The 20,435-nt window shown below is 58.6% G+C and carries 17 protein-coding genes and 1 tRNA gene; 4 read left to right on the forward strand and 14 right to left on the reverse strand.

The genetic code is table 11. The features are described 5' to 3' along the window. Window positions 1-37: 37 nt before the first annotated feature. The 8 genes from hydE to SFUM_RS04405 all read right to left on the reverse strand — a co-directional run bounded on the left by hydE (window position 38) and on the right by SFUM_RS04405 (window position 9,332). On the reverse strand, window positions 38-1,072 hold the full coding sequence (hydE, locus tag SFUM_RS04370) for a [FeFe] hydrogenase H-cluster radical SAM maturase HydE (protein WP_011697711.1): 1,035 nt from the start codon (window positions 1,070-1,072) through the stop codon (window positions 38-40). Window positions 1,073-1,165: 93 nt separating this feature from the next. Beyond that, on the reverse strand, window positions 1,166-2,572 hold the full coding sequence (gene hydG, locus SFUM_RS04375) for a [FeFe] hydrogenase H-cluster radical SAM maturase HydG (protein WP_011697712.1): 1,407 nt from the start codon (window positions 2,570-2,572) through the stop codon (window positions 1,166-1,168). A gap of 120 nt (window positions 2,573-2,692) precedes the next feature. Then, a complete protein-coding gene (locus SFUM_RS04380; protein WP_011697713.1) occupies window positions 2,693-2,941 on the reverse strand; it encodes a TM1266 family iron-only hydrogenase system putative regulator in 249 nt (82 codons plus the stop codon). Between the two features lie 198 nt (window positions 2,942-3,139). Continuing rightward, entirely contained in the window at window positions 3,140-4,870 is a 1,731-nt protein-coding gene (locus tag SFUM_RS04385; protein ID WP_011697714.1) for an NADH-dependent [FeFe] hydrogenase, group A6, read from the reverse strand. Window positions 4,871-4,893: 23 nt separating this feature from the next. Continuing rightward, complete coding sequence (gene nuoF, locus SFUM_RS04390; protein WP_011697715.1) at window positions 4,894-6,612, reverse strand: NADH-quinone oxidoreductase subunit NuoF; 1,719 nt, start codon at window positions 6,610-6,612, stop codon at window positions 4,894-4,896. A 117-nt stretch (window positions 6,613-6,729) separates the two neighbouring features. Continuing rightward, entirely contained in the window at window positions 6,730-7,218 is a 489-nt protein-coding gene (locus SFUM_RS04395; RefSeq protein ID WP_011697716.1) for an NADH-quinone oxidoreductase subunit NuoE family protein, read from the reverse strand. Window positions 7,219-7,717: 499 nt separating this feature from the next. Next, the gene (locus SFUM_RS04400) at window positions 7,718-8,065 is read right to left on the reverse strand and encodes an iron hydrogenase small subunit (protein WP_011697717.1); all 348 of its coding nucleotides are present in this window, start codon (window positions 8,063-8,065) and stop codon (window positions 7,718-7,720) included. Window positions 8,066-8,078: 13 nt separating this feature from the next. Next, entirely contained in the window at window positions 8,079-9,332 is a 1,254-nt protein-coding gene (locus tag SFUM_RS04405; protein ID WP_011697718.1) for a [FeFe] hydrogenase, group A, read from the reverse strand. A 1,027-nt stretch (window positions 9,333-10,359) separates the two neighbouring features. Between SFUM_RS04405 and SFUM_RS04415 the strand changes: the two genes are divergently transcribed. The 4 genes from SFUM_RS04415 to rnhA all read left to right on the forward strand — a co-directional run bounded on the left by SFUM_RS04415 (window position 10,360) and on the right by rnhA (window position 12,474). Then, entirely contained in the window at window positions 10,360-10,548 is a 189-nt protein-coding gene (locus SFUM_RS04415; protein ID WP_011697720.1) for a CooT family nickel-binding protein, read from the forward strand. A 187-nt stretch (window positions 10,549-10,735) separates the two neighbouring features. Beyond that, window positions 10,736-10,810: transfer RNA gene (locus SFUM_RS04420), tRNA-Gly, on the forward strand. Window positions 10,811-10,893: 83 nt separating this feature from the next. Then, a complete protein-coding gene (locus tag SFUM_RS04425) occupies window positions 10,894-11,949 on the forward strand; it encodes a DHH family phosphoesterase (RefSeq protein WP_011697721.1) in 1,056 nt (351 codons plus the stop codon). Window positions 11,950-11,979: 30 nt separating this feature from the next. Further along, window positions 11,980-12,474, forward strand: coding sequence for a ribonuclease HI (gene rnhA / locus SFUM_RS04430; RefSeq protein ID WP_011697722.1), 495 nt, complete (start codon window positions 11,980-11,982; stop codon window positions 12,472-12,474). Between the two features lie 373 nt (window positions 12,475-12,847). Here the strand turns inward: rnhA and SFUM_RS04435 are convergent, their stop codons facing one another. From SFUM_RS04435 to SFUM_RS04460, 6 genes are all read right to left on the reverse strand, one after another. Further along, entirely contained in the window at window positions 12,848-14,356 is a 1,509-nt protein-coding gene (locus tag SFUM_RS04435; RefSeq protein ID WP_011697723.1) for a sigma 54-interacting transcriptional regulator, read from the reverse strand. Then, window positions 14,357-15,829: a two-component system sensor histidine kinase NtrB gene (locus SFUM_RS04440; protein ID WP_011697724.1), complete on the reverse strand. Its 1,473-nt coding sequence runs from the start codon at window positions 15,827-15,829 to the stop codon at window positions 14,357-14,359. Between the two features lie 38 nt (window positions 15,830-15,867). Beyond that, on the reverse strand, window positions 15,868-17,223 hold the full coding sequence (locus SFUM_RS04445; protein ID WP_011697725.1) for a replication-associated recombination protein A: 1,356 nt from the start codon (window positions 17,221-17,223) through the stop codon (window positions 15,868-15,870). Window positions 17,224-17,758: 535 nt separating this feature from the next. Further along, a complete protein-coding gene (locus SFUM_RS04450) occupies window positions 17,759-18,460 on the reverse strand; it encodes an ABC transporter ATP-binding protein (RefSeq protein WP_011697726.1) in 702 nt (233 codons plus the stop codon). Continuing rightward, a complete protein-coding gene (locus tag SFUM_RS04455) occupies window positions 18,453-19,226 on the reverse strand; it encodes an ABC transporter ATP-binding protein (RefSeq protein WP_011697727.1) in 774 nt (257 codons plus the stop codon). The genes SFUM_RS04450 and SFUM_RS04455 overlap by 8 nt, the downstream gene beginning before the upstream one ends. 19 nt (window positions 19,227-19,245) lie before the next feature. After that, complete coding sequence (locus tag SFUM_RS04460) at window positions 19,246-20,283, reverse strand: branched-chain amino acid ABC transporter permease (RefSeq protein ID WP_011697728.1); 1,038 nt, start codon at window positions 20,281-20,283, stop codon at window positions 19,246-19,248. Window positions 20,284-20,435 lie beyond the last annotated feature (152 nt).

Raw genomic sequence — 20,435 nt, forward strand, 5'->3', positions numbered from 1 at the left:
ACCAGGGCCTGGATTGTGTTCTCCCGCGCAAAGAGGCCTATGCATGATGCTTCCGAACATCAAGACCGGCGGAACGCGGTCCAAGGCTGTGCCCCTCATCGAGCCCCACCGTTCTGCCAAGAGAGTGCGCCATGCTTTCAGCACGGGACCGGCACCTGGCCGGGTCCTCGCCGACCCCGACCTTGTCCGGGTAAATCATATAGTGCCTCCGGTAACGGACCGGCGTCAGGTTGGGCATAAGGACGTTCGCGCCACATTGAAGCGCCTTCTGCCTGCCCTCGCGGTCAATGGTCCCCGTGGCCGTGGTTGCGGGCATGTGCGCGGTCCGGGTCATGATCCTCGTGAGAGCCACGACGCGCAGCGCCAGGTCCAGGGACCCATTCCGACTGCCCTGCAAAGGGGTGTCGGGGTGGGCGATGAAAGGGCCAAGCCCGACCATGTCCAGGCGCATTTCCCTGAATTTCAGGATATCCTCGGCAAGGCTTTCCATGGTTTGACCCGGAAGTCCCACGATGTTTCCGGAACCGACCTGGAAACCGATTGCTTTCAACCATTCGAGACAGCGGAAGCGTCGCTCGTAGTCCGAATCGGGTTTCAGAATCCTGAAGAGGCACGGGTCCGAGGTTTCGAACCGCAGAAGGTACCGGTCGACTCCGGCTTGTTTCAGTCTCAGGAAGTCCTCTCTTGTTCGTTCGCCGACACAGAGCGTTACGGCAAGGCTGAGTTCGCTCTTGATCTCGCGGACAAGAGAGCAAAGAGCTCGAATCGTGTAGGCGGGATCCTCTCCGGACTGCAATACGACGGTCCGGAATCCCAGGTTTGCGGCTTCCGCCGCTTGTGCGAATATCTCCCGGGGAGCCATGCGATAGCGGACGAGGTTCTTGTTGCTCCTTCGCAGCCCACAGTAGAGGCAGTCCCGCCTGCAATGGTTCGAGAACTCGATGAGCCCCCTCAGGTGGATCGCATCGCCGAGAAATCGCCGCCTCACCGCGTCTGCGCGCAGCATCAGAATTCTCAGCGTGGCCTCGTCTTTTTCCTCCAACAAATCGATGATACGGCGCTTGGCGTCCATGTCGGTCAACCTTTTACCGGCAGGGCTGCGAAAGATCCGGGAATCAGCCGGTTTTGGGCCGCGTCAGTCCCCGAAACAATCGAACGCGCGGACTCAGAAATAGAGATCCCTTGTGCCGTGTTCGATCTCAGCCAATCTCTGCTCGGTGATTCGTCGCACCTTCCGGTTGGCGATCAACTGGTGATGTCGATGAATGGCCGACTCACCCGCGGCCTTCAGTTCGGGGCCCGCGTAGTCGAGCAGGAATTCCTTGAAGGTGAGGATGGCGTTGGGTTGGCAGACATCCTGAATTTGCCCGGTCTTGGCAAGCTGCATGAAACGGTCCCCGGTGCGCCCCTTTCGATAGCAGGCCGTGCAGAAGCTCGGGATGTAGCCTGATTCGCAGACGCTCATGATGACTTCATCCATGGTCCGATGATCTTCAATGGCGAACTGCAGCCTCTGTTCTTCCCGGTCCAGATTGTTGTCCTTGCAGTACCCGCCGACCCCCGTACAAGAACCGGCGCTGATCTGCGAGATACCCACCGAAATGAGCTCATCGCGGAACCGGGCAGGCTCCCGCGTGGAGAGAATCATCCCGGTATAAGGCACAGCAAGTCGAAGCACGGCGATTATTTTCTTGAATTCGCGGTCTGCGACCAGGTGGGGGAATTTATTCAAGTCGACGCCGGCCGCCGGTCTCAGCCGCGGAACGGAAATGGTGTGAGGCCCGACCCCGAAGGCCTCTTCCAGGTGCATGGCATGCAGCAACAGTGCAAGGACTTCATACTTGTAGTCGTAAAGCCCGAACAGCACGCCGAACCCCACGTCGTCAATGCCTCCCTCCATGGCGCGGTCGAAAGCGCAGGTGTGCCAGTCGTAGTTCCTCTTTGGACCGGACGGGTGCACCCTCGCGTAGGTGGGACGGTGGTAGGTCTCCTGGAAAAGGATGTATGTCCCGATTCCGGCCTCCTTTAACAGCCTGAAGTTTTCGATGCTCGTTGCGGCGATATTCACGTTCACACGCCGGATGCTGCCGTTCTTCACCTTGACTTCATAAATGGTCCTGATCGCATCCAGCACGTAGTCGATGGGACATTGTTCGGGATGTTCGCCGCACTCGAGAGCGATGCGCTTGTGCCCCATCTCTTCGAGAACGGAGATTTCTTTTCTGATTTCATCCATCGTGAGTTTTCGACGCTCAAAACGGTTGTGGCGCCTGTAGCCGCAATAGACGCAATTGTTGACGCAGTGATCGCTGATGTAGAGAGGGGCGAACAATACCAGCCTCTTCCCGTAGATCTGCTCCTTGATGTCCTGGGCGGTCCGGTAGATCATTTCGAGCAGGTCGGGCGCCTGAACTTCGAGCAGAACCGCAACTTCGGCGGGGGTGAGACCGTCCGACTGGGAAGCCTTCTCGATGATGCGCACGACTTCCTCCCTCGACACACCGGCCTTCGCGGACTCGATCAATTGCACGATCCTTCGGTCGTCGATGAAATCTCCTTTTTGCGCTGCCATGGCGATGACTCCTCGCTTGTTGCGGAAGCCCCTGAAGAAGCGGACTCCCTCGATGCGGTAAACTCATTTGGAATCCGTAAGGAACTCGCGTTTCCGAACGGAATCCCGATCCGTTTCGTTTCACTTTGTCAGCAGTGAAGTCTTGACCCGGACACCGGGCAGTCTGCCCAGCTTCCCCGTCATCGCCCCGATTTCATCGGTTGAACCGTCGATTATGAGAGCTATTACCGCCACGTTGCGCCTGCGATAGGGGACTCCGATCCGCCCGACCACAATTCCCCGATGCTCGCTCAGAATCCTGTTGATCTCGTGTGCGCTCTCATCGCGTTCAACAAGGATTCCCACCGCCCCGATTCTCTCAACCGGCATGATTCATCCTTCAAAATACCCGGCCCTTTTTTCGCCGAAAAAAGGGCCGGTTCCTTTGATCTCCTTGAAATCAGGAAAGCGCCTTTCGCCTTCTTTCGCAGATCATCCAACTGGAACCCTCGAGGAGACCGTTCGGCGACCGCCTGTCAGGAAGCTGATGTTGATCGAGAGCAAACGCCCGTTGTGGCTCCGCGTCGCTCAAGTTTTGTTCAATCCCCTTTCGGTGTAGTGAGTGTGAAGCAGTTGATGCGATTTGTGTCCCAGCGGTTTTTCAAGAAACTCTTTGTAGAGTTCCGCCACGGCCGGGTTGTCGTGCGATTTGCGAAGCGCCATTCGCTCGTCTTCCCGGTACACGGCATCGATCCTGTTGAGGCGTATCTCCTTGTTGGTCGGGATCGGGGAGCCGCCGCCTCCGACGCACCCTCCCGGGCAGCACATGATTTCGATGAAATGATGGTCCGAGGAGCCTTCCCGGATCTTTTCCAGCACCTTCCTCGCATTGCCAAGCCCATTGGTTATTGCAACCCGGACGGGCAGGGCGCCCACCTGGACGGTGGCCTCCTTCACTCCGTCGAGCCCCCTGCATTCCTTGAATTCGATGGTTTCCAGGGATTGGCCCGTGACGACCTCGTACACGGTGCGCAGGGCGGCCTCCATCACGCCGCCAGAAGCTCCGAATATCTCGCCTGCGCCCGTGGAGATCCCCAGCGGAGCGTCGTATTCCTCGGGCGGCAGGTTTTCCATGCTCAGACCGGCCTGTTTGAACATGCGGCCCAACTCACGCGAAGTGAGCACCACGTCGACATCCTGGTAGCCGCTGCTCCTCATCTCGGGTCGAATGCATTCGAATTTTTTGGCCGTGCAGGGCATGACGGACACGACAAAGACGTCGGACGGATCAATCCCCGCCTTCTGAGCGTAATAGGTCTTGGCCAGAGCGCCGAACATCTGCTGCGGCGACTTGCAGGTGGAAAGATGGGGCAGCAACTCGGGGTAGAAGTGCTCGGCGAACTTGATCCAGCCCGGACTGCACGAAGTGATCATGGGAAGCGCGCCGCCGTTTTGGAGGCGCTGAAGCAACTCGTTGCCTTCCTCCAGGATGGTCAGGTCGGCGGTGAAGTCGGTGTCAAAGACCTTGTCGAATCCGAGTCGCCGCAACCCTGCGACCATCTGTCCGGTGACGATGCTGCCGGGGGCTGCCCCCATTGTCTCTCCCACCTGGACCCGCGTTGCCGGTGCGGTCTGGACGACGACGTGTTTTTTCGGATCGGCCAGAGCCGCCCAGACTTTTTCCGTATCGTCCACTTCGTGAATCGCCCCCGTGGGACAGACGAGCGAGCACTGTCCGCACTGGACGCATTCGACGTTGGCAAGTCTCTCGTTGAACGCGGGGGCGATCAGGGTGTTGAAGCCCCTATGGCCGGTGGTGAGCGCTTTCACGCCCTGAACTTCGGAACAAACCGAAATACAGCGCCGGCAGAGAATGCATTTCCTTGGGTCTCTTTGAATGGCCGGGCTGGAATCGTCGATGCCGTATTCGGTCCTGGCGCCGTCGAAGCGGATTCCCTTGATATTGAATTCCTCCGCCAGTCTCTGTAACTCACAGTTCTGGTTTCGGACGCACGTGAGACACTCCATCGGATGATCGGAGAGAATCAGTTCGAGAACCACTCTGCGCGCGGCGATCACCTCCGGGGTATTGGTGCGCACGATCATCCCTTCGGTCACCGGAGTGACGCAGGCCGCCATCATGGTTCGAGCTCCCTGCACCTGGACCATGCAGATCCGGCAGGCTCCGATGACGTTGATGTCCTTCAGGTAACAAAGAGTCGGTATCCTTACGCCGATCTTCCCGGCCGCCTGGAGGATAGTCGACCCTTCCGGCACTGACACATTCTGTTTGTCGATCATGAGCGATATCATTTTCATCTTCCTCCAAACCCCGTGTGCTCTCATTCTGAAGCGTCCGGATCCCCGTTGGCGAAGTCACAAACCTTGGCCACACATACGTGATCCCTGATGTGTTGCTCGTACTCATCCCGGAAGTATCGGATCGTGCTGAGCACAGGGTTGGGGGCCGTCTGGCCGAGACCACACAAGGCAGTCGTCTTGATCGTGGTGGCCAGTTCCACCAGCAGCTCAATGTCACCCTCCCTGCCGTGCCCGGTGCTGATGCGCTCCAGGATCTCATGCATCCTCTTGGTCCCGATTCTGCACGGCGAACACTTCCCGCAGGACTCATCCACGCAGAATTCCAGGAAGAATTTTGCAATGTCCACCATGCAGGTGTCCTGGTCCATGACGATCATGCCGCCGGAGCCCATGATGGCGCCAAGCGCCCCGAGTGAATCGTAGTCGATGGGGGTATCCAAGTGCCGGGCGGGAATGCAGCCGCCGGAAGGCCCCCCTGTCTGAACCGCTTTGAATTCCTTCTTCTTCGGTATTCCCCCTCCGATGTCGAAGACCATTTCCCGGAGCGTGGTGCCCATCGGCACCTCCACTATGCCGGTGTTGGTGATTTTGCCGGCCAGGGCAAAAACCTTGGTCCCCTTGCTCTTCGGGGTTCCGATTGAGGCGAACCAGTCCGCCCCCTTGAAAATGATCGCGGGGATGTTGGCCCAGGTTTCGACATTGTTTATGACCGTCGGTTTGCCGAACACTCCCTCGATCGCCGGGAACGGCGGCCGCGGCCGCGGCTCGCCTCTGCGTCCTTCGACGGAAGCCAAAAGGGCGGTTTCCTCGCCACAGACGAAAGCCCCGGCACCGATCCGGATCTCGATATCGAAATTGAAACCCGTCCCGAATATGTCTTTCCCCAGCAGCCCGAATTCACGGGCTTTCCTGATGGCGTGCTCAAGCCTTTCAATCGCAAGAGGGTACTCCGCGCGCACATACACGTAGCCTTGCTCCGCGCCGATGGCGCGCCCGCAGATGGCCATGCCTTCGATAACGCTGTGCGGATCGCCCTCAAGCACGGACCTGTCCATGAACGCACCCGGGTCCCCCTCGTCGCCGTTGCACACCACATACTTGGGAGTCCCCGCGGCAGCGGCCGAGAAAGACCACTTCATGCCCGTCGAAAACCCGGCTCCTCCACGCCCGCGAAGTCCTGATCTCTTGATTTCTTCAACGACCTCCCCCGGCCTCATTCGGGTGAGCGCTTTCGCCAGCGCCGCGTAGCCGTCCCGTCCGATGTATTCCTCGATGGAAAGGGGATCGATGTAGAGTGTGTTCCGAAGAACAATCCTTTCCTGTTTCTTGAACAGCTCGATGTCATACATCGAGGGAACCGGGTCCTTTTCGCCCGGAACCCTGTAAAGCAGCCTGGTCACCGGTTGCCCGCCGATGATGTGTTCGAGGACGATCGCCTCGGCGTCCTTGGGTTTCAACCTTCGATAGAACACGGCGTCCGGAAAGACGACGGCCACCGGTCCCATGTCGCAGGGGCCCATGCAGCCCGTCAAAACGACTTTCACATGGTCCGAAAAGTTGTGCTTCTTGAGCGCCTCCCGGATGGCGTCCACCACCTCTGCGCATTTTGAAGATATGCAACCCTGGCCGCCACACACCATGATATGCGCTTTGTGGAGGACACCCGGCTTGCCGTACCGAATCTGCAGGGTTTCTTGAGCGCTTTCCTTGATGATTGCCAGTTCGTCCAGTGATTTCATGTAACGATCCTCCGTATGACTGCCGACACCCTCAGCATGGGCGACTCCGTTCCCGCCCGCATTCGCTCTGCCGCTTGACGGTCCGGAGCCCTCACCGCACGCTTGGACGGTTCCGGCTTATTCATAAAGGCTCAAGATCTCGGGGATTTGCTCCGCCTCCAGGCGACCGTGCACGTCCTTCCCGTTGACGATCACGGCGGGCGCCAGGCCGCAGGCGCCGATGCATCGCACGATCTCCATGGTGAACCGGCTGTCGGGAGTGGTCTGGCCGGGCTTGATCCCGATGGCGTCACGCACGCCTTTCAAGACGTTCTTGGTTCCCTTGACGTAGCAGGCGGTCCCGGCGCAAACGCTGAGCTTGTGTCTTCCCCTTGGAATCAAGGAAAAGAAAGCGTAAAAGGTCGTTACGCCGTATATTTCCTGGAGGGAGAGGCCCAGGCCTTCGGCAACCTGCACCTGGACCCATTTCGGAAGGTATCCTATATATTCCTGGGCCTTGGCCAGAACCTGTATCAAGCTGTTGGGTTGTCCCCTGTAGGGCTCGATGATCCTGGCCAATCCTTTCACCAGTGCGGCATCCGTGGGAGTGCATTCGCATCCATTCATCTGTTGTCTCCTTCACTGGATTCCTCGTCGCTTTCCCAAATGAAAATTCGTCGGAGTGTGAACGCGATTTAAGACTGCAGCATGTTCTCATAACCGTTCGTGAACGCCTCACCTCCTTTACACGTGCCCCGAACATCGGGACACAGCCGAAATGAACAGGGAAGACAAGACCTGCGCAAATGCGCGCTCTGACGCCGCCGGACCGCGCTCCACGGTCCGCCGAAACAAAGAAAGGCCAAGATGGTCCGGACGGCACGAATGAATGCCGCATAGACCTTCTTGGCCTCAAGTAGTCAACACTGATTTTCAGATCAAAGACCGCCCAGCTTCAGCCGGGATGCCTATAAATTGCCCGTATCTCTAGCCGAAGCCACTGTGCATGTCAAGAGAAAAAGGTGTATTTGCAGATAACAAAGTGAAGACTGTAACGAGCGGGGCCCGGTTTCGCCCCGCCCCGCATTGGCTCTCAAAGATGCATGTGCCCTGGAAAGCATCGACATCATATTTTCAGCTTGACCCCGACACTTTTCAGGGCCTTCACGCCCGCACTCCGGTCCTGGTAGTGAGTGTGCAGGAGCTCGTGCGACTTGTGCCCGCAGGGGCCCTTGGCCAGGAATCCACGATTCTTGTCGTAGAGTTTCTTGACCATCGGATTGTCCTGAGATTTCCTGGACTTGTAAATCTCCGCATCCGCCTGGTAGACCGCCTTCTGCCTCAGGCCCGCAAAGTCCAGGGCCGCCGCAAGGGCATCCTTCGTCAAATGAAATCCCACCAGGGCGTAGCCCGCGGCGAGACCCGCGGCCCTGATAAACGCTCGTCTGGTCATTTGGACTGTCGTCTTCTGCATGGATCGTCTCCCGTTAACCTGTCGTTCTCAAATTGTACCTCTTTTTGACCGAGGCGATGGTTCGCTTCAACAAAGACGCCTGGCGGATGCGCGGGTCCATGGGCTGCCCCCCGCCGTTGACGCAGCCGCCGGGGCACGTCATGATCTCGATGAAATGATAGGGAGATTTCCCCGCCCTGACTTCATCGCAAAGCTTCGCGGCGTTGGCCAGCCCGCTCGCCACCGCCACCTTGACGGTGCCGAAACGCGGCACCTTGATGTCCGCGGTGTTGATCCCTTCGTGAGTGCGAACGACCTTTATGTCGGGGGAGGGGAGCTTCTGTTTGGAGAGGACCTCGTAGGCCAGGCGCAGCGCGGCCTCCATCACGCCGCCGCTCGTGGCGAATATCGTCGCCGCTCCGGTGGACATGCCGAGTATCGGGTCGGGCGCCATGTCCGGAAGACTTTTGAAATCGATCCCCGCCTGCTTGATCATGAAAGCCAGCTCTCGGGTGGTGATCGTTGCATCGATATCCCTGCACCCGCTGGCAGCCATCTCCGGCCGGAGCCCTTCGAATTTCTTCGCAATACAGGGCATGATCGAGACGGTGTACATTCTGTCTCGAGGGGTCTTGGTCTCTTGTGCGCCATAGGTCTTTGCCAGCGCGCCAAGCATGCCGATCGGGGATTTGCAGGTGGAGAGGTGGGGCAGAAGGTCGGGATAGTAACATTCCATGAACTTCACCCAGCCCGGGCAACACGACGTGAATTGCGGAAGGGGTTTATGCCTGTCCGGTTTCGAGATGCGCTGCAAAAGCTCGGTGCCTTCCTCCATGATCGTCACATCGGCCGTGTACTCGTTGTCCCAGACAAAGCGAAACCCCAGCTGTTTCAACGCTGCGTGCATCTTGCCGCCCACGTAAGCACCGGTCGGATAGCCGAAGCACTCCCCCAGAGCGTACCGTACCGCCGGGGCCGGCATGGATACGGCCACCGTGGCCGGGTCTTTGAGCCTGGCGGTGATTTCATCCACATAGCTTACTGTTTCGTAGACGGCGCCGTGCGGACAATTCACAAGGCATTGCCCGCAGTTGATGCACGCCGCGGGGCTCACCACATGCCGGACGCCGGCCGGGTCCCTGGCCTGGACGGCACCCGTCGGACAATGATTGTCGCACTCACCGCATCCCTGGCACTTCTCCGGATCCACCTGGACGAACAGCAGGGTGTCCGGATCCGCTGCCGCGGGCGGTTTCTCCTGGTACATCACCTTTTCAATCTCTCTCATTTCATCCCCCTCACTGCGAGATCAGATCGAAGCAACCCATTTTCCAGACGACCGTTTTCATCATCTCCCTCGTGACAATCAGAATCTTCAGCCGCGTTCACTCTTTGCCCATGAACTCACCTCCGCATGAATGTCCTCAAAATATCCGGGCGGATACGAATGCAAACCCGGGATCTCTGCCCGGGGGGAGAGCAGGGCCTCCCAAGATTGTCACCTTCATTGTCCGAGAAGTGCATCAGCGCGAAATCCTCGCCACATCGCCGTTTGAAATCGCCTCCACCGCGCACGAAATCGGATAGCCCCCGGTTTTCGCCATCACAAACCGCTCCGTGCATCTTGAGATTTTCAGGACTGACCCCATCGGAGACAAATGCTCCACCTCCGGGCAGATTCGCCCTGCCGGGCGCACCCCCCCAAAAAAAAAGAAGGCCGACACGCATGTCGGCCTTCTTGACCGTTATCCGAATATACAGGTTTTGGTTGTCTTCGGAACGAGAACCCCTCCGGCTCATCCCTGCAGGCGTTATACCGGATCCTCCCGCTCCACAGTATCGCTTCCACCAATAGTTCAATCCATCCCTCATGTCAATGAAGAAAAGCCGAGCGCTGTGCCGCGACGCCATGCAGCCTGACATTCCAGGTTGACCGCCGCCTCACTCGCTGCTATAAATTGACCAGGTGATGCATAGGCCTGACAATCTGCAGCAAGAAGCTGCTCGATTCATATCTAATTGAAGTTGTTGATAAAACTTCTGTAGCTGCGCTCTGTAGCCGCGCGATGACGATGGCGGGCCGTGGATGCCGTATGCCCCGCAAATGCACGCATCGACACGGCGGATCAAGCAAGTTGCTTCGGTCGAACAAAGCCAGGAAGGCTTTGACGGGCGTTGTGCCTGTCCGGTCTTGCCCGGCTTTTTTTTTGACCCGACGCCGCTAGCGGCCCGGAGCCTCGAAAGGGTGTTCCCGTTCCTCGGGGCTCCGGCATTCCCGGCCCAGTGCCGCATTCGTTTGACGGGAGGTGTTCGCAGTGTGTGAAGCCAACGCGTATTTGATGAAGGATGGGAAAGAGGAGCTCCTCATGGCAAATGTCGACATCCTCAGACCCGAAGGCAACGTCGTTTACCTGATGGACATATTCGGAGAGCAGCGCTGGGTGGAGGCCGCCATCAAAGAGATGAATCTCGTTCGGCACCGCATCGTGCTGGAAAAGGCGTGAAAGAGGCCGGGTCTCTGCGGTGGTTGGCATATTGAACCGAAGGCACGCGGCATTTCATTACGCCACGCCGATTTACCTTGATCTTATGTTAGTTGACATAATATATATTATCAGACGTTGATGATCCGCGTTTACTTTTCCCTTGACTTTGAATCGCTTCTGAACTAGCTTCCTGCCTTGCAGCTGAGCGGGAATAACTCAGCGGTAGAGTGCAACCTTGCCAAGGTTGAAGTCGCGGGTTCAAATCCCGTTTCCCGCTCCACCGAATACTCGAGGGTGGTGGAAAACCGCCCTTTTTTTGTCTCCTCCTTCCCAAGACACGACTTTATTGTTTATCTTGTCGATATGGATCAGAGACCGACTTCAAGCACCCTCAGGCGCGCGGCTAAACGGCGTCCCGCAAAAGAGCGGCTCGCCGAGTTTCATTCCTGTTTCCATTCGAAGGACAGCGTCCTCATCATCATCGATCCCGACCCGGACGCCATCGGCTCCGCTCTCGCCGTAAAACGCCTTCTCTGGCACAGGGTGCAGTCCGCAACCATTGGGATGATCCGTCCGATCAAGCGGCTGAACAACATCACCATGGCCCGACTGCTCAAGCTGCCCCTCGTGCTCATGCGCAGAGTTCCTTCCGAACCGTTCACCAAATGCGTCCTGGTCGATGGACAACCCAACCACAACGATTTCTTCAGGCAGCTTTCGTACACGGCGGTGATCGACCATCACCCGCTCCATGAAACGTTCGCTTCACTGTTTTCGGACGTGCGCCCAGAGTACGGTTCCACCTCGAGCATCATGACGGAATACCTCAAGGCCGCCCGCATCAAGCCGTCGAAGACCCTGGCAACGGCCCTGCTTTACGGGATCAAGACGGACACGCGCAGCTTCGAGAGGCACACCATCGTCGAGGACATCGAGGCATTTCGTTATCTCTTTCCGCTTGCAGATCATAACATATTGAGAAAAGTAGAGATCTCCGATCTGTCGTTAAAGGATCTCAAGGTCTTCGATAAGGCCTTCGAAAGAAAATACATCATCAAGGATCGCTTGTTTGCGCACCTCGATGAAGTGCCGTCGGCCGATATACTCGTGGAACTTGCTGAATTTTTTTTAAAAATTCATGACATTTCATGGAGCATCGTTTCCGGAATCTACGACGACAACCTCATCGTCATCATCCGGAACGACGGTTATCGCAAAGACGCGGGCAAGGTAATCCGCAAGGCCTTTGATTCCCTGGGTACCGCCGGGGGACACAGCGCCATGGCGAGAGCCGAAGTGCCGTTGGAACGCCTGAAGGAAGTGATCGAAAAGAGGACTTCGGCAACCATTGAAAACTTCGTCAGAAAACAGCTTTCTCCCTTTGCTGCCGGGAAATCGCAAAAACGAGGCGTGACGTGAACCGCATCCCGCGTTCACTGGCACCGGCCGATGCGCGGAAGGCGTCGCATGCCTGAGACACCCGCGATTCGAAAGCACGTGGAAATCTTCGCCGATGGCGCATGCCGCGGCAATCCGGGCCCGGGCGGATGGGGTGCCGTTCTGCGCTACCACGGCAAGGAAAAGGAACTCTCCGGCTATGCCGAATATACGACGAACAACCAGATGGAGCTCGCCGCGGTGATCCAGGCGTTGCGTGCTCTGAAAGAACCCTGCCGGGTGACGATCACTACCGATTCCCGATACCTTAGGGACGGCATCAGCCTCTGGATTCACAAATGGAAGCAAAACGGATGGAAAACGCGCGTCAAGACGGATGTCCGCAACAAGGAGCTTTGGATTGCCCTCGATGAGGCCTGTCTTCCTCATGAAATCGACTGGCAATGGGTGAAGGGGCACAGCGGGCACCCGGAGAACGAGCGCTGTGACGCACTGGCGCGCGCGGCGATCGACCGCCACCTCCGGGAAGCCGCAACGGAGGAGTGAGCCGGACTCATCTACCGGCACTTGGCCTTTCAAGCTCAACGGGGTCGCCCAACCGGGCAGTCCGAGAGTATATCGGCCGACGGCACTTCATCGCACAAAGCCCCTCGCCCAGCCCCCGGGCAAGCCCCCTGCTGCGTCTGACCGGCTTATCGATCCGCAGGGGCATGCTTTATCCCCGCCCTCATCACACACCTCCCGCCGGGCAGGTTGTTGCGTGATCTTACGCGGGAAAGGCTTGGCATGATCGGGTGCTCAATGGCCAACCCTCGCGTTCCCTTTACCCTGCATGGATAGGATACAAGCAGAAGGAAAATTTTCATGAGTGGGGGTGAGAACGCCTCCTCAATTCATGACCGTTGAACGCACCTCCGTATCAGCCCCCGATTCCCCGGCCCCGGAGAACGTAACGACACGCCCTGCCCTTGCCTATCCGGTCCAGTGTGCCGGCGTCGACCAACTCGTTCAATTCGCGAAGCGCCTGCCGTTCGGATACATTGCACAACTGGGAATAGTATTTGTTGGTGATAAAACCATGGTTTTCGATGAATTCCATGGCCTTGTGCTGTCGAGGCTTGAAACCGGTACGCTGAAGCCGCTCTCCGGGAGACAATGGCGGCATCCGGGTATCGGCCTCGCCGCCGGGGGGGAAGTCCGCGGGCTGGAGGGTCGGACCCTCCGTTGAGGGCGTCGCTTCGGGCGAGGGAACGGCACGGGGTTCCCGGATTTCGGCGGGCAGATCCCGGATCATGATTTCCTGCCCGTTGCACAGGATCACGGCCCGCTCGATGACGTTTTCCAGTTCCCGCACGTTGCCGGGCCAGTGATATTCGAGGAGAACGCGAAAGGCTTCGGGGGAGATGCTCATCCCCTTCCCTTTCGACTGCGGCGTGTACTTGGCGAGGAAATGATTCACCAGCAGGGGGATGTCGTCGATCCGGCCGCGCAACGGCGGCAGCGCCACATGCACGACGTTGAGGCGATAGAAAAGATCGGCACGGAATCGGCCCGTCGCCACCTCATCCTTGAGGTTCCGATTCGAGGCGGCGACAACCCTGACATCGACCTTGATGGTCTGACTGCCGCCCACGCGTTCGAACTCCATCTCCTGCAGGATGCGCAGCAGTTTCACCTGGAGCGGCGGCGACATTTCGCTTATCTCATCGAGAAACAGCGTTCCCTCGTGCGCCAGTTCGAATCGTCCTTTGCGCTGGATGGCGGCGCCGGTAAAAGCTCCTTTTTCGTGCCCGAACAGCTCGCTTTCGAGGAGTGTCTCGGGGAGCGCCCCGCAGTTCACGGAAATGAACGCCCGGTCGTGCCGGGTGCTGTTGTAGTGAATGGCCCGGGCGATGAGTTCCTTGCCGGTTCCCGATTCCCCCGTCACCAGCACGGTTGCCTTGGTCGGGGCGACTTTCTCGATCAACTGGTAAATGCGCTGCATGGGAGCGCTCTTGCCGATGATGTTGCTGAACTGATACCGCTCCTTGAGCTCCTGGGTAAGCTGACGGTTCTCGCACACCAGGCGGTAGTGATCGATGGCTTTCCGGATGGTGAGCTTGAGCTCTTCGTTCTTGAACGGCTTGAGGATGTAATCGAAGGCCCCCATCCTCATGGCCTCGACCGCTTTTTCCACCGAGCCGTACGCGGTCATCATGATCACCGGCAGATCCGAATTGCGGGCATGAATGCCTTCTAGAAAGGCCATACCGTCCATGCCGGGCATTTTCATGTCCGTGATCACGACGTCCAGGTCCGTCGTGGCGACCGTCTCCAGCCCCTTCACGGCGGAATCCGCGGTAATCACCTGGTAGCCGTCCTCGACCAGGAGGTCTTCGAGAACCAGGAGATAGTTCTTTTCATCGTCGACGATAAGAATGGTTTCCATCTATTCCGGTGTTCCGTCCCCCGATCCATGGGGAGACTGAATGAGGGGCAATCGAATGATGATGGCGGTGCCTTCTCCCTCCCGGCTCACCACCTCAATGTCGCCATTGTGGTTATCGACAATATTCTGGACGATCGCCAGACCCAGCCCGGTGCCCTTTTCGCGTGTCGTGAAGAAAGGATTGAAAATCTTCTTTCTCACGTCGGAAGGAATCCCGTGCCCGGTATCCTTGATCTGGACCTCCACCTGCCTGGGACCGCCCTTGCCGTTCAACACCTCCGTGCGAACCTGCAGCATGCCTCCCTGGGGCATGGCCTGGAGAGCGTTTGCGAGCAGATTTACAAACGCTCGAAACAACAGGTCGCAGTCGGCCTCGAGGGAGTAGGCGCCCGTGCGATAGTCGCGTTCCACCGTGACGTTCAACCGCTGGAACTCGGCTTCGAGGACCTTCAGGTTGCGTTCCAGAATTTCCTCGATACGGCATTGGGCCGGCCGGATGGCCTTGGGCCTCGCGAAGTCCAGGAACTCGGTCAGAATATCGTTGAGACGAGTGGACTCCTCGACGATGATCGATGAAAAACGCTTCTGGCGTTCGTCTTCAATGCGATCGTTCAGCAATTCGGCAGTGCTCCGGATGATCCCGAGCGGATTGCGGATCTCGTGGGACACCCCGGCAATCATCTCTCCGAGGGCGGCCAGGCGTTCGGACTGGTGGAGCTTCTCCTCCAGGCGCTCCCGCTCCCTGGCGCGCAGCGAGATGATCCTGTCCGCGCGCCGGGCGATCATCAGGATCGTCAGAAACAGAATCCCCACAAAGATCAGGATGCTCGACACGATGATCCACTGGAAACGGTGAATGATCCTATAATCGGCCGTCACATCCTGGGTGATTTCAAAAACACCGAGAACCTTTCCTTTTTTCAGGCTCATCGGGCGTTCCTCCCACATGGGGAGGTATGTCTTCAGCTCATTGTCTCCGGCTCCCCAGGAAATCCCGAGGAACAACGTCTCGTCGACACTCAGCCGCGACACGGATTGTTCCTTCAGCGCCCGCTCAAAATCCGCACCGATGTCTCCCTTTGTCCCTATACGTTCCTTGTCCGTACTGTACGTGAGCACCTGTTCCGGGTCGTAAATGTTGACCTGCTTTACGGCAAACCCGTGGATCGTGTTGCGCACCACCTTGTCCAGGCGATCGTATTGACTCGGGCGGCTCAGCCGAATCTCTCCCTCGGCGATCAAGGTCGGCAGCGTGAATTGAAAAAACACCTGGTGATTCAGGTTCTCGGCGACGAGGAGCGCGTACTGCTCGCTTTTGTGCAGCAGGATCGCCCTCCCCCTCTGCGTGATGAAACCCGAAATCAGCACCGTGCAGACAATGATCACCATCAGGCTGGATACCGCAACGTATTTGACCAGCTTGAACGGCTTGACGGATTCAAGGGTCCGTCTCTTGTCGTCGATCGTCGCCATGGGCACAGTGTTTGATACCGCTGTTCTCAAGTCATGACCTATTTCGAGGGGTCTTCGGTCTGGCGCACCCGGGCACGCCGCTTTTCGAGAATCTCCCTCCATCGTCCTTCCCATCCTCTGTTGGTGGGATGGTAGAAAACGGTTCCCGCCAGATTCTGCGGAAAGTAGGTTTCGGCGACCCAACCTTCCGGGTCGTCATGAGGATAACGATAGTTCCTCCCGTAGCCAAGTGTTTTCAGCAACTGGGTCGGGGCATTGCGAATGTGCGGCGGCACCGGCGCGCTTCCCGTCTTTCCGGCCAGTTCCCGGGCATTCCCGAACGCTTCATAGATCTTGTTGCTCTTGGGCGCAAGGCAGAGGTACACGATCGCTTGCGCGAGCGCCAGTTCCCCTTCGGGGCTGCCGAGCACCTGGTAGGTCTGAAACGCGCTCACCGCTTCCACCAGGGCGAACGGGTCCGCCAGTCCGATGTCCTCGGATGCCATACGGATCGCACGCCGCGCGAGGTAGAGCGGTTCCTCGCCGGCGTCCAGCATCCGGGCCAGCCAGTAGAGGGCGGCATCGGGATCACTCCCCCTCACGCTCTTGTGCAGGGCGGAAATGAGGTTGAAGTGCTCCTCGCCCCCCTTGTCGTAGTGCACCGCCTTGCGCTGCAGGGCTTCCTGCACCGCATTGAGGTCGACCAGGCGAATGTTTTGCGGGTCGGGAGGCGTCGTGAGCACCGCAACCTCGAGCGCGTTGAGCGCGATCCGCGCATCCCCGCCGGCCGCCGACAAAAGAAAGGCCTCGGCGTCTTCCGTCAGTCGGCTCGGAAAATTACCGAGCCCCCGGTCTCGATCCTCGAGCGCTCTGTGCACGATATTCCCCAGTTCCGCATCGCTCAAGTGATTGAGCACCAGCACCCTGGCCCTGGAAAGCAGCGGACGGATGATCTCAAAGGAAGGATTCTCCGTGGTCGCGCCGAGCAGGAGCAGCGTGCCGTTCTCGATGTGAGGGAGCAACGTGTCTTGCTGCGCCTTGTTCAAACGATGGATTTCGTCCATGAACAGCCATGTGCGAAGCTTCTGTTTCGCCCACACCTGTTTGGCTTCGGTCACCGCTTCACGAATCTCGCGCGTCCCGGCCATGACCGCCGACAGGTGGATCATGTGGGTCTGGGTTTGAGCGGCGATGATCGCGGCAAGCGTCGTCTTCCCGCTGCCCGGAGGTCCCCACAGGACAAACGATTGAAACCGGCGGCTTCGAATCACGCGATCGAGAATCTTTCCCCGGCCGAGCAAATGGTCCTGCCCGACGAATTCATCAAGGCTCCCCGGCCGCATCCTCTCCGCCAGAGGAGCGTTTTCGCGCACCGGATGCGAAGAACGCCCCAGGAACAGGTTCATTTGCTGCATGAGTTCACGCCTTTTCCGTTCGAGTCATTGCGGCACATTGGGGCGAAGGCGGCAATGCCCCGCGCACCTGAGGAGGAGCCGACCCAAACCGGGTGAATTCCGCCGGACCCATCCAATGCCCCGCGCACCTGAGGAGGAGCCGGACAGCCCGCCGTCCGGCGGGTCTTCCTTCGGACGCACACAACTTCCGGCCCGCACCCCAAGAGCCCGGGACGGCATTCCGCGCTTGCGGGTACAATCCGCAACAGACATTGAATTCAATTATAGACGAAATGGAAGAAAAAAAGGATTAGTAAATGAAATCATGCCATTAAAGGCTAAGATGCAATGTCGGGGGAGCCGCTGCCCGACAGGCCCCGCGTCGCCCTGACTGAAAAGCCCGCGCGCCTCCCGGCGCCGTTTCCGCCAACCGTTGAAATCCACAGGCTCAGCGGAGGCTTCGACACGTTCGGTGATCGAATGGGTAAAGCACGCACGTTGCCGCTTGCCTCGGGGATTCCCGCGGTCCCCGACCATATGTGGCGCCTGGGGTGGGTCATTCCCCCAGATAGGCCTTGATCACCTTCTCATCCTCGAGCAGCACCCTGCCCTCCCCTTCGAGGATCACTCGGCCCGTTTCCAGCACGTACGCATAATCGGCTATCCGCAGCGATGCCATGGCGTTTTGTTCCACGAGCAGGACCGTGGCCCCGTCCTTTCTCACCGCCTCGATTGCCTGGAAAACTTCTTCCACGACCAGTGGGGCGAGCCCCAGGGAAGGCTCGTCGAGCAGCACCAGTTTCGGCCGGCCCATCAGCGCTCGACCGAACGCCACCATCTGCTGTTCCCCGCCGCTCAAGGTCCCCGCCAGCTGACGGCACCGTTCCCTGAGGCGCGGGAACAGCGAATAGACCCGTTCCAATTGTCCGGAAAACTCCGCGGCCGTACGGTTATACGCGCCGAGTTCGAGGTTTTCCAAAACCGTCAGATTCGCAAAGACGTGCCTGCCCTCGGGGCTGATGCCGATACCGCGTTGGATGATCTGGTGAGTGGACAACCGGGTCAGTTCCTCGCCCCGGAAGCGGACTGAACCCGCCTGCGGTTTCACGAGCCCGACAATGCTGCGCAAGGTCGTGCTCTTGCCTGCGCCGTTAGAGCCTATGAGCGTGACGATACGGCCTTCGCCGACGGCAAGCCGTATTCCCTTGAGCGCGTGGATGCCGCCGTAGAAGACGTGAAGATCCATTATCTCAAGCATGCTTGACGCTCCCCAGGTAGGCTTTCACGACGGCAGGATTGTCCTGGATTTCCCGGGGCGTGCCCTCGGCGATGCTATGACCGTAGTCGAGCACTTTAATGCGCTCGCACAGGCGCATGACGAACTTCATGTCGTGCTCGATGAGAAGAACCGTGAGCTTGTACTTCTTCATCAAATGCCTGATCAACCGGGCCAGTTCCATTGTCTCGAGGGGGTTCATCCCCGCGGCGGGCTCATCGAGCAGCAGCAGCCTCGGAGAAGCTGCCAGAGCTCTGGCGATTTCGAGTCTTCGTTGTTGGCCGTAGGGGAGCGCGCCGGCCTTCTCCGCCGCGAAACGGGTCAGGTTCATCTCCTCGAGAACCTGCATGGCGCCGGTGCGCTGTCTGCGCTCCTCGCGCGCAGAACCGGGTGTTCCCAGCATGGCCTGCCAGGAATGCGAACGCACGTTGTGATGGAAGGAAACCATGACGTTCTCCAGGACGCTCATGTTGGCGAACAACCGGATGTTCTGGAAAGTGCGCGCGATCCCCAGGGCCGTGATCCGGTGTGCCGGAAGCCCCGTGATGTCATGGTCCAGCCAGCGGACCCGGCCCGACGTCGGACTGAGAAAACCCGTAATGATGTTGAAGACCGTGGTCTTACCGGCGCCGTTGGGACCGATCAGGCCGACCAGTTCTCCCGGTTCGAGCCTCAGGGAGAAATCGTTCACAGCCGTCAGGCCCCCGAATTGCACCACGATCTTTTCCAGGCTGAGAAAGGAATTCATGAAACATCCCCGCCGGGCCTCAGTGCTCACGGGCCTTGAGGCGCGCGATCCGGTCCCAGCTGAATTCGTTTTGCCCCATTATCCCCCGGCGGGCAAAAATGATGACGAGCATGAGAATGAAACTGAAAACCACCATTCTCATTCCCGGAATTCCCGGGATGATGACGATTCCCAGGTCCATGGGGCGCTCCACGATTCTCAGCGCCTCGCCGCCCCAGGCAAACAGCGCCGCTCCGACCACCGCTCCGGTAGTGCTCCCCAAACCGCCCACAACGATCATGATGAGCAGGTTGAACGTCAGGAAGAACGTGAAAAGAGTCGGTGAAATGGTGGTGATCAGGTGAGCCAGCAACCCGCCCGCGACTCCCGATATGAACGCACTGATCACGAAAGCCAGGAGCAAGTGCCGGAACGGGTCGATTCCCACGCTCCGCGCCGCCGTCTCGTCTTCCCGGATCGCCTTCATCGCGCGCCCGTAGCTGCTGTTCATGAGCCTGTTCACCACAATGATGGTCGCGATGGCCACCCCCCAGGACCACCACAGGTTGGTATGAGGAACGAGTCCTTTCAGTCCGAGCGGACCGTTGGTCACATTCTGGAAGGCATTGCACAAGACGCGCACGACCTCACCGAATCCAAGCGTCACGATGGCCAGGTAATCCCCCCTCACGCGGAACACCGGAAAACTGATCGCAAGGGCGAACAATCCGGCCACGAGCCCCGCGGCGACGAGAGACAACGCAAAGGGAACCTGGATGACGTTGAGTGGCCATATCAGCGGCTCGATGATGAAATTCAGCTGCTTCTCGGCCGGGCTCATGGTGAGCAGCGCCGCGGTGTAAGCGCCTATGGCGATGAAACCGTTGGGACCGAGGTGAAGTATCCCGCAAAAGCCGTTGACCAGATTGTAGCTCACCGCCAGGGCGATGAAGACGGCCATGTTGTTGAGGATTCGGATATGGTATTCGGAGCCGTACCGGCTGAAGGCGTAAATGACGCACGCCGCCAGCAGGAGCGCGGCGTAATTGAACGCCTTCTTCCGGTTGTCGTCTTCCATTTGCTGCCTCCACTCCGCACTCTGATACCAGGTTACGTGGAAAATGGATTCCCGGGTGAGCCTGTGTTCAGGCTCCGTTGCGGGTCCCCGGCTCATGGAAAATGTGAAAAGTGTAGGTTTGATAATCATATAAAAGGCACCTCCCTCCATAG

It is taken from the genome of Syntrophobacter fumaroxidans MPOB (assembly GCF_000014965.1).
GTDB lineage: Bacteria > Desulfobacterota > Syntrophobacteria > Syntrophobacterales > Syntrophobacteraceae > Syntrophobacter > Syntrophobacter fumaroxidans.

Bases quoted from the DNA above. Each gene is read 5' to 3' on its own strand.
- hydE (WP_011697711.1), bottom strand. From the start codon at position 1,072: ATGGACGCCAAGCGCCGTATCATCGATTTGTTGGAGGAAAAAGACGAG.
- hydG (WP_011697712.1), bottom strand. From the start codon at position 2,572: ATGGCAGCGCAAAAAGGAGATTTCATCGACGACCGAAGGATCGTGCAA.
- SFUM_RS04380 (WP_011697713.1), bottom strand. From the start codon at position 2,941: ATGCCGGTTGAGAGAATCGGGGCGGTGGGAATCCTTGTTGAACGCGAT.
- SFUM_RS04385 (WP_011697714.1), bottom strand. From the start codon at position 4,870: ATGAAAATGATATCGCTCATGATCGACAAACAGAATGTGTCAGTGCCG.
- nuoF (WP_011697715.1), bottom strand. From the start codon at position 6,612: ATGAAATCACTGGACGAACTGGCAATCATCAAGGAAAGCGCTCAAGAA.
- SFUM_RS04395 (WP_011697716.1), bottom strand. From the start codon at position 7,218: ATGAATGGATGCGAATGCACTCCCACGGATGCCGCACTGGTGAAAGGA.
- SFUM_RS04400 (WP_011697717.1), bottom strand. From the start codon at position 8,065: ATGCAGAAGACGACAGTCCAAATGACCAGACGAGCGTTTATCAGGGCC.
- SFUM_RS04405 (WP_011697718.1), bottom strand. From the start codon at position 9,332: ATGAGAGAGATTGAAAAGGTGATGTACCAGGAGAAACCGCCCGCGGCA.
- SFUM_RS04425 (WP_011697721.1), top strand. From the start codon at position 10,894: ATGGATCAGAGACCGACTTCAAGCACCCTCAGGCGCGCGGCTAAACGG.
- rnhA (WP_011697722.1), top strand. From the start codon at position 11,980: ATGCGCGGAAGGCGTCGCATGCCTGAGACACCCGCGATTCGAAAGCAC.
- SFUM_RS04435 (WP_011697723.1), bottom strand. From the start codon at position 14,356: ATGGAAACCATTCTTATCGTCGACGATGAAAAGAACTATCTCCTGGTT.
- SFUM_RS04440 (WP_011697724.1), bottom strand. From the start codon at position 15,829: ATGGCGACGATCGACGACAAGAGACGGACCCTTGAATCCGTCAAGCCG.
- SFUM_RS04445 (WP_011697725.1), bottom strand. From the start codon at position 17,223: ATGCAGCAAATGAACCTGTTCCTGGGGCGTTCTTCGCATCCGGTGCGC.
- SFUM_RS04450 (WP_011697726.1), bottom strand. From the start codon at position 18,460: ATGCTTGAGATAATGGATCTTCACGTCTTCTACGGCGGCATCCACGCG.
- SFUM_RS04455 (WP_011697727.1), bottom strand. From the start codon at position 19,226: ATGAATTCCTTTCTCAGCCTGGAAAAGATCGTGGTGCAATTCGGGGGC.
- SFUM_RS04460 (WP_011697728.1), bottom strand. From the start codon at position 20,283: ATGGAAGACGACAACCGGAAGAAGGCGTTCAATTACGCCGCGCTCCTG.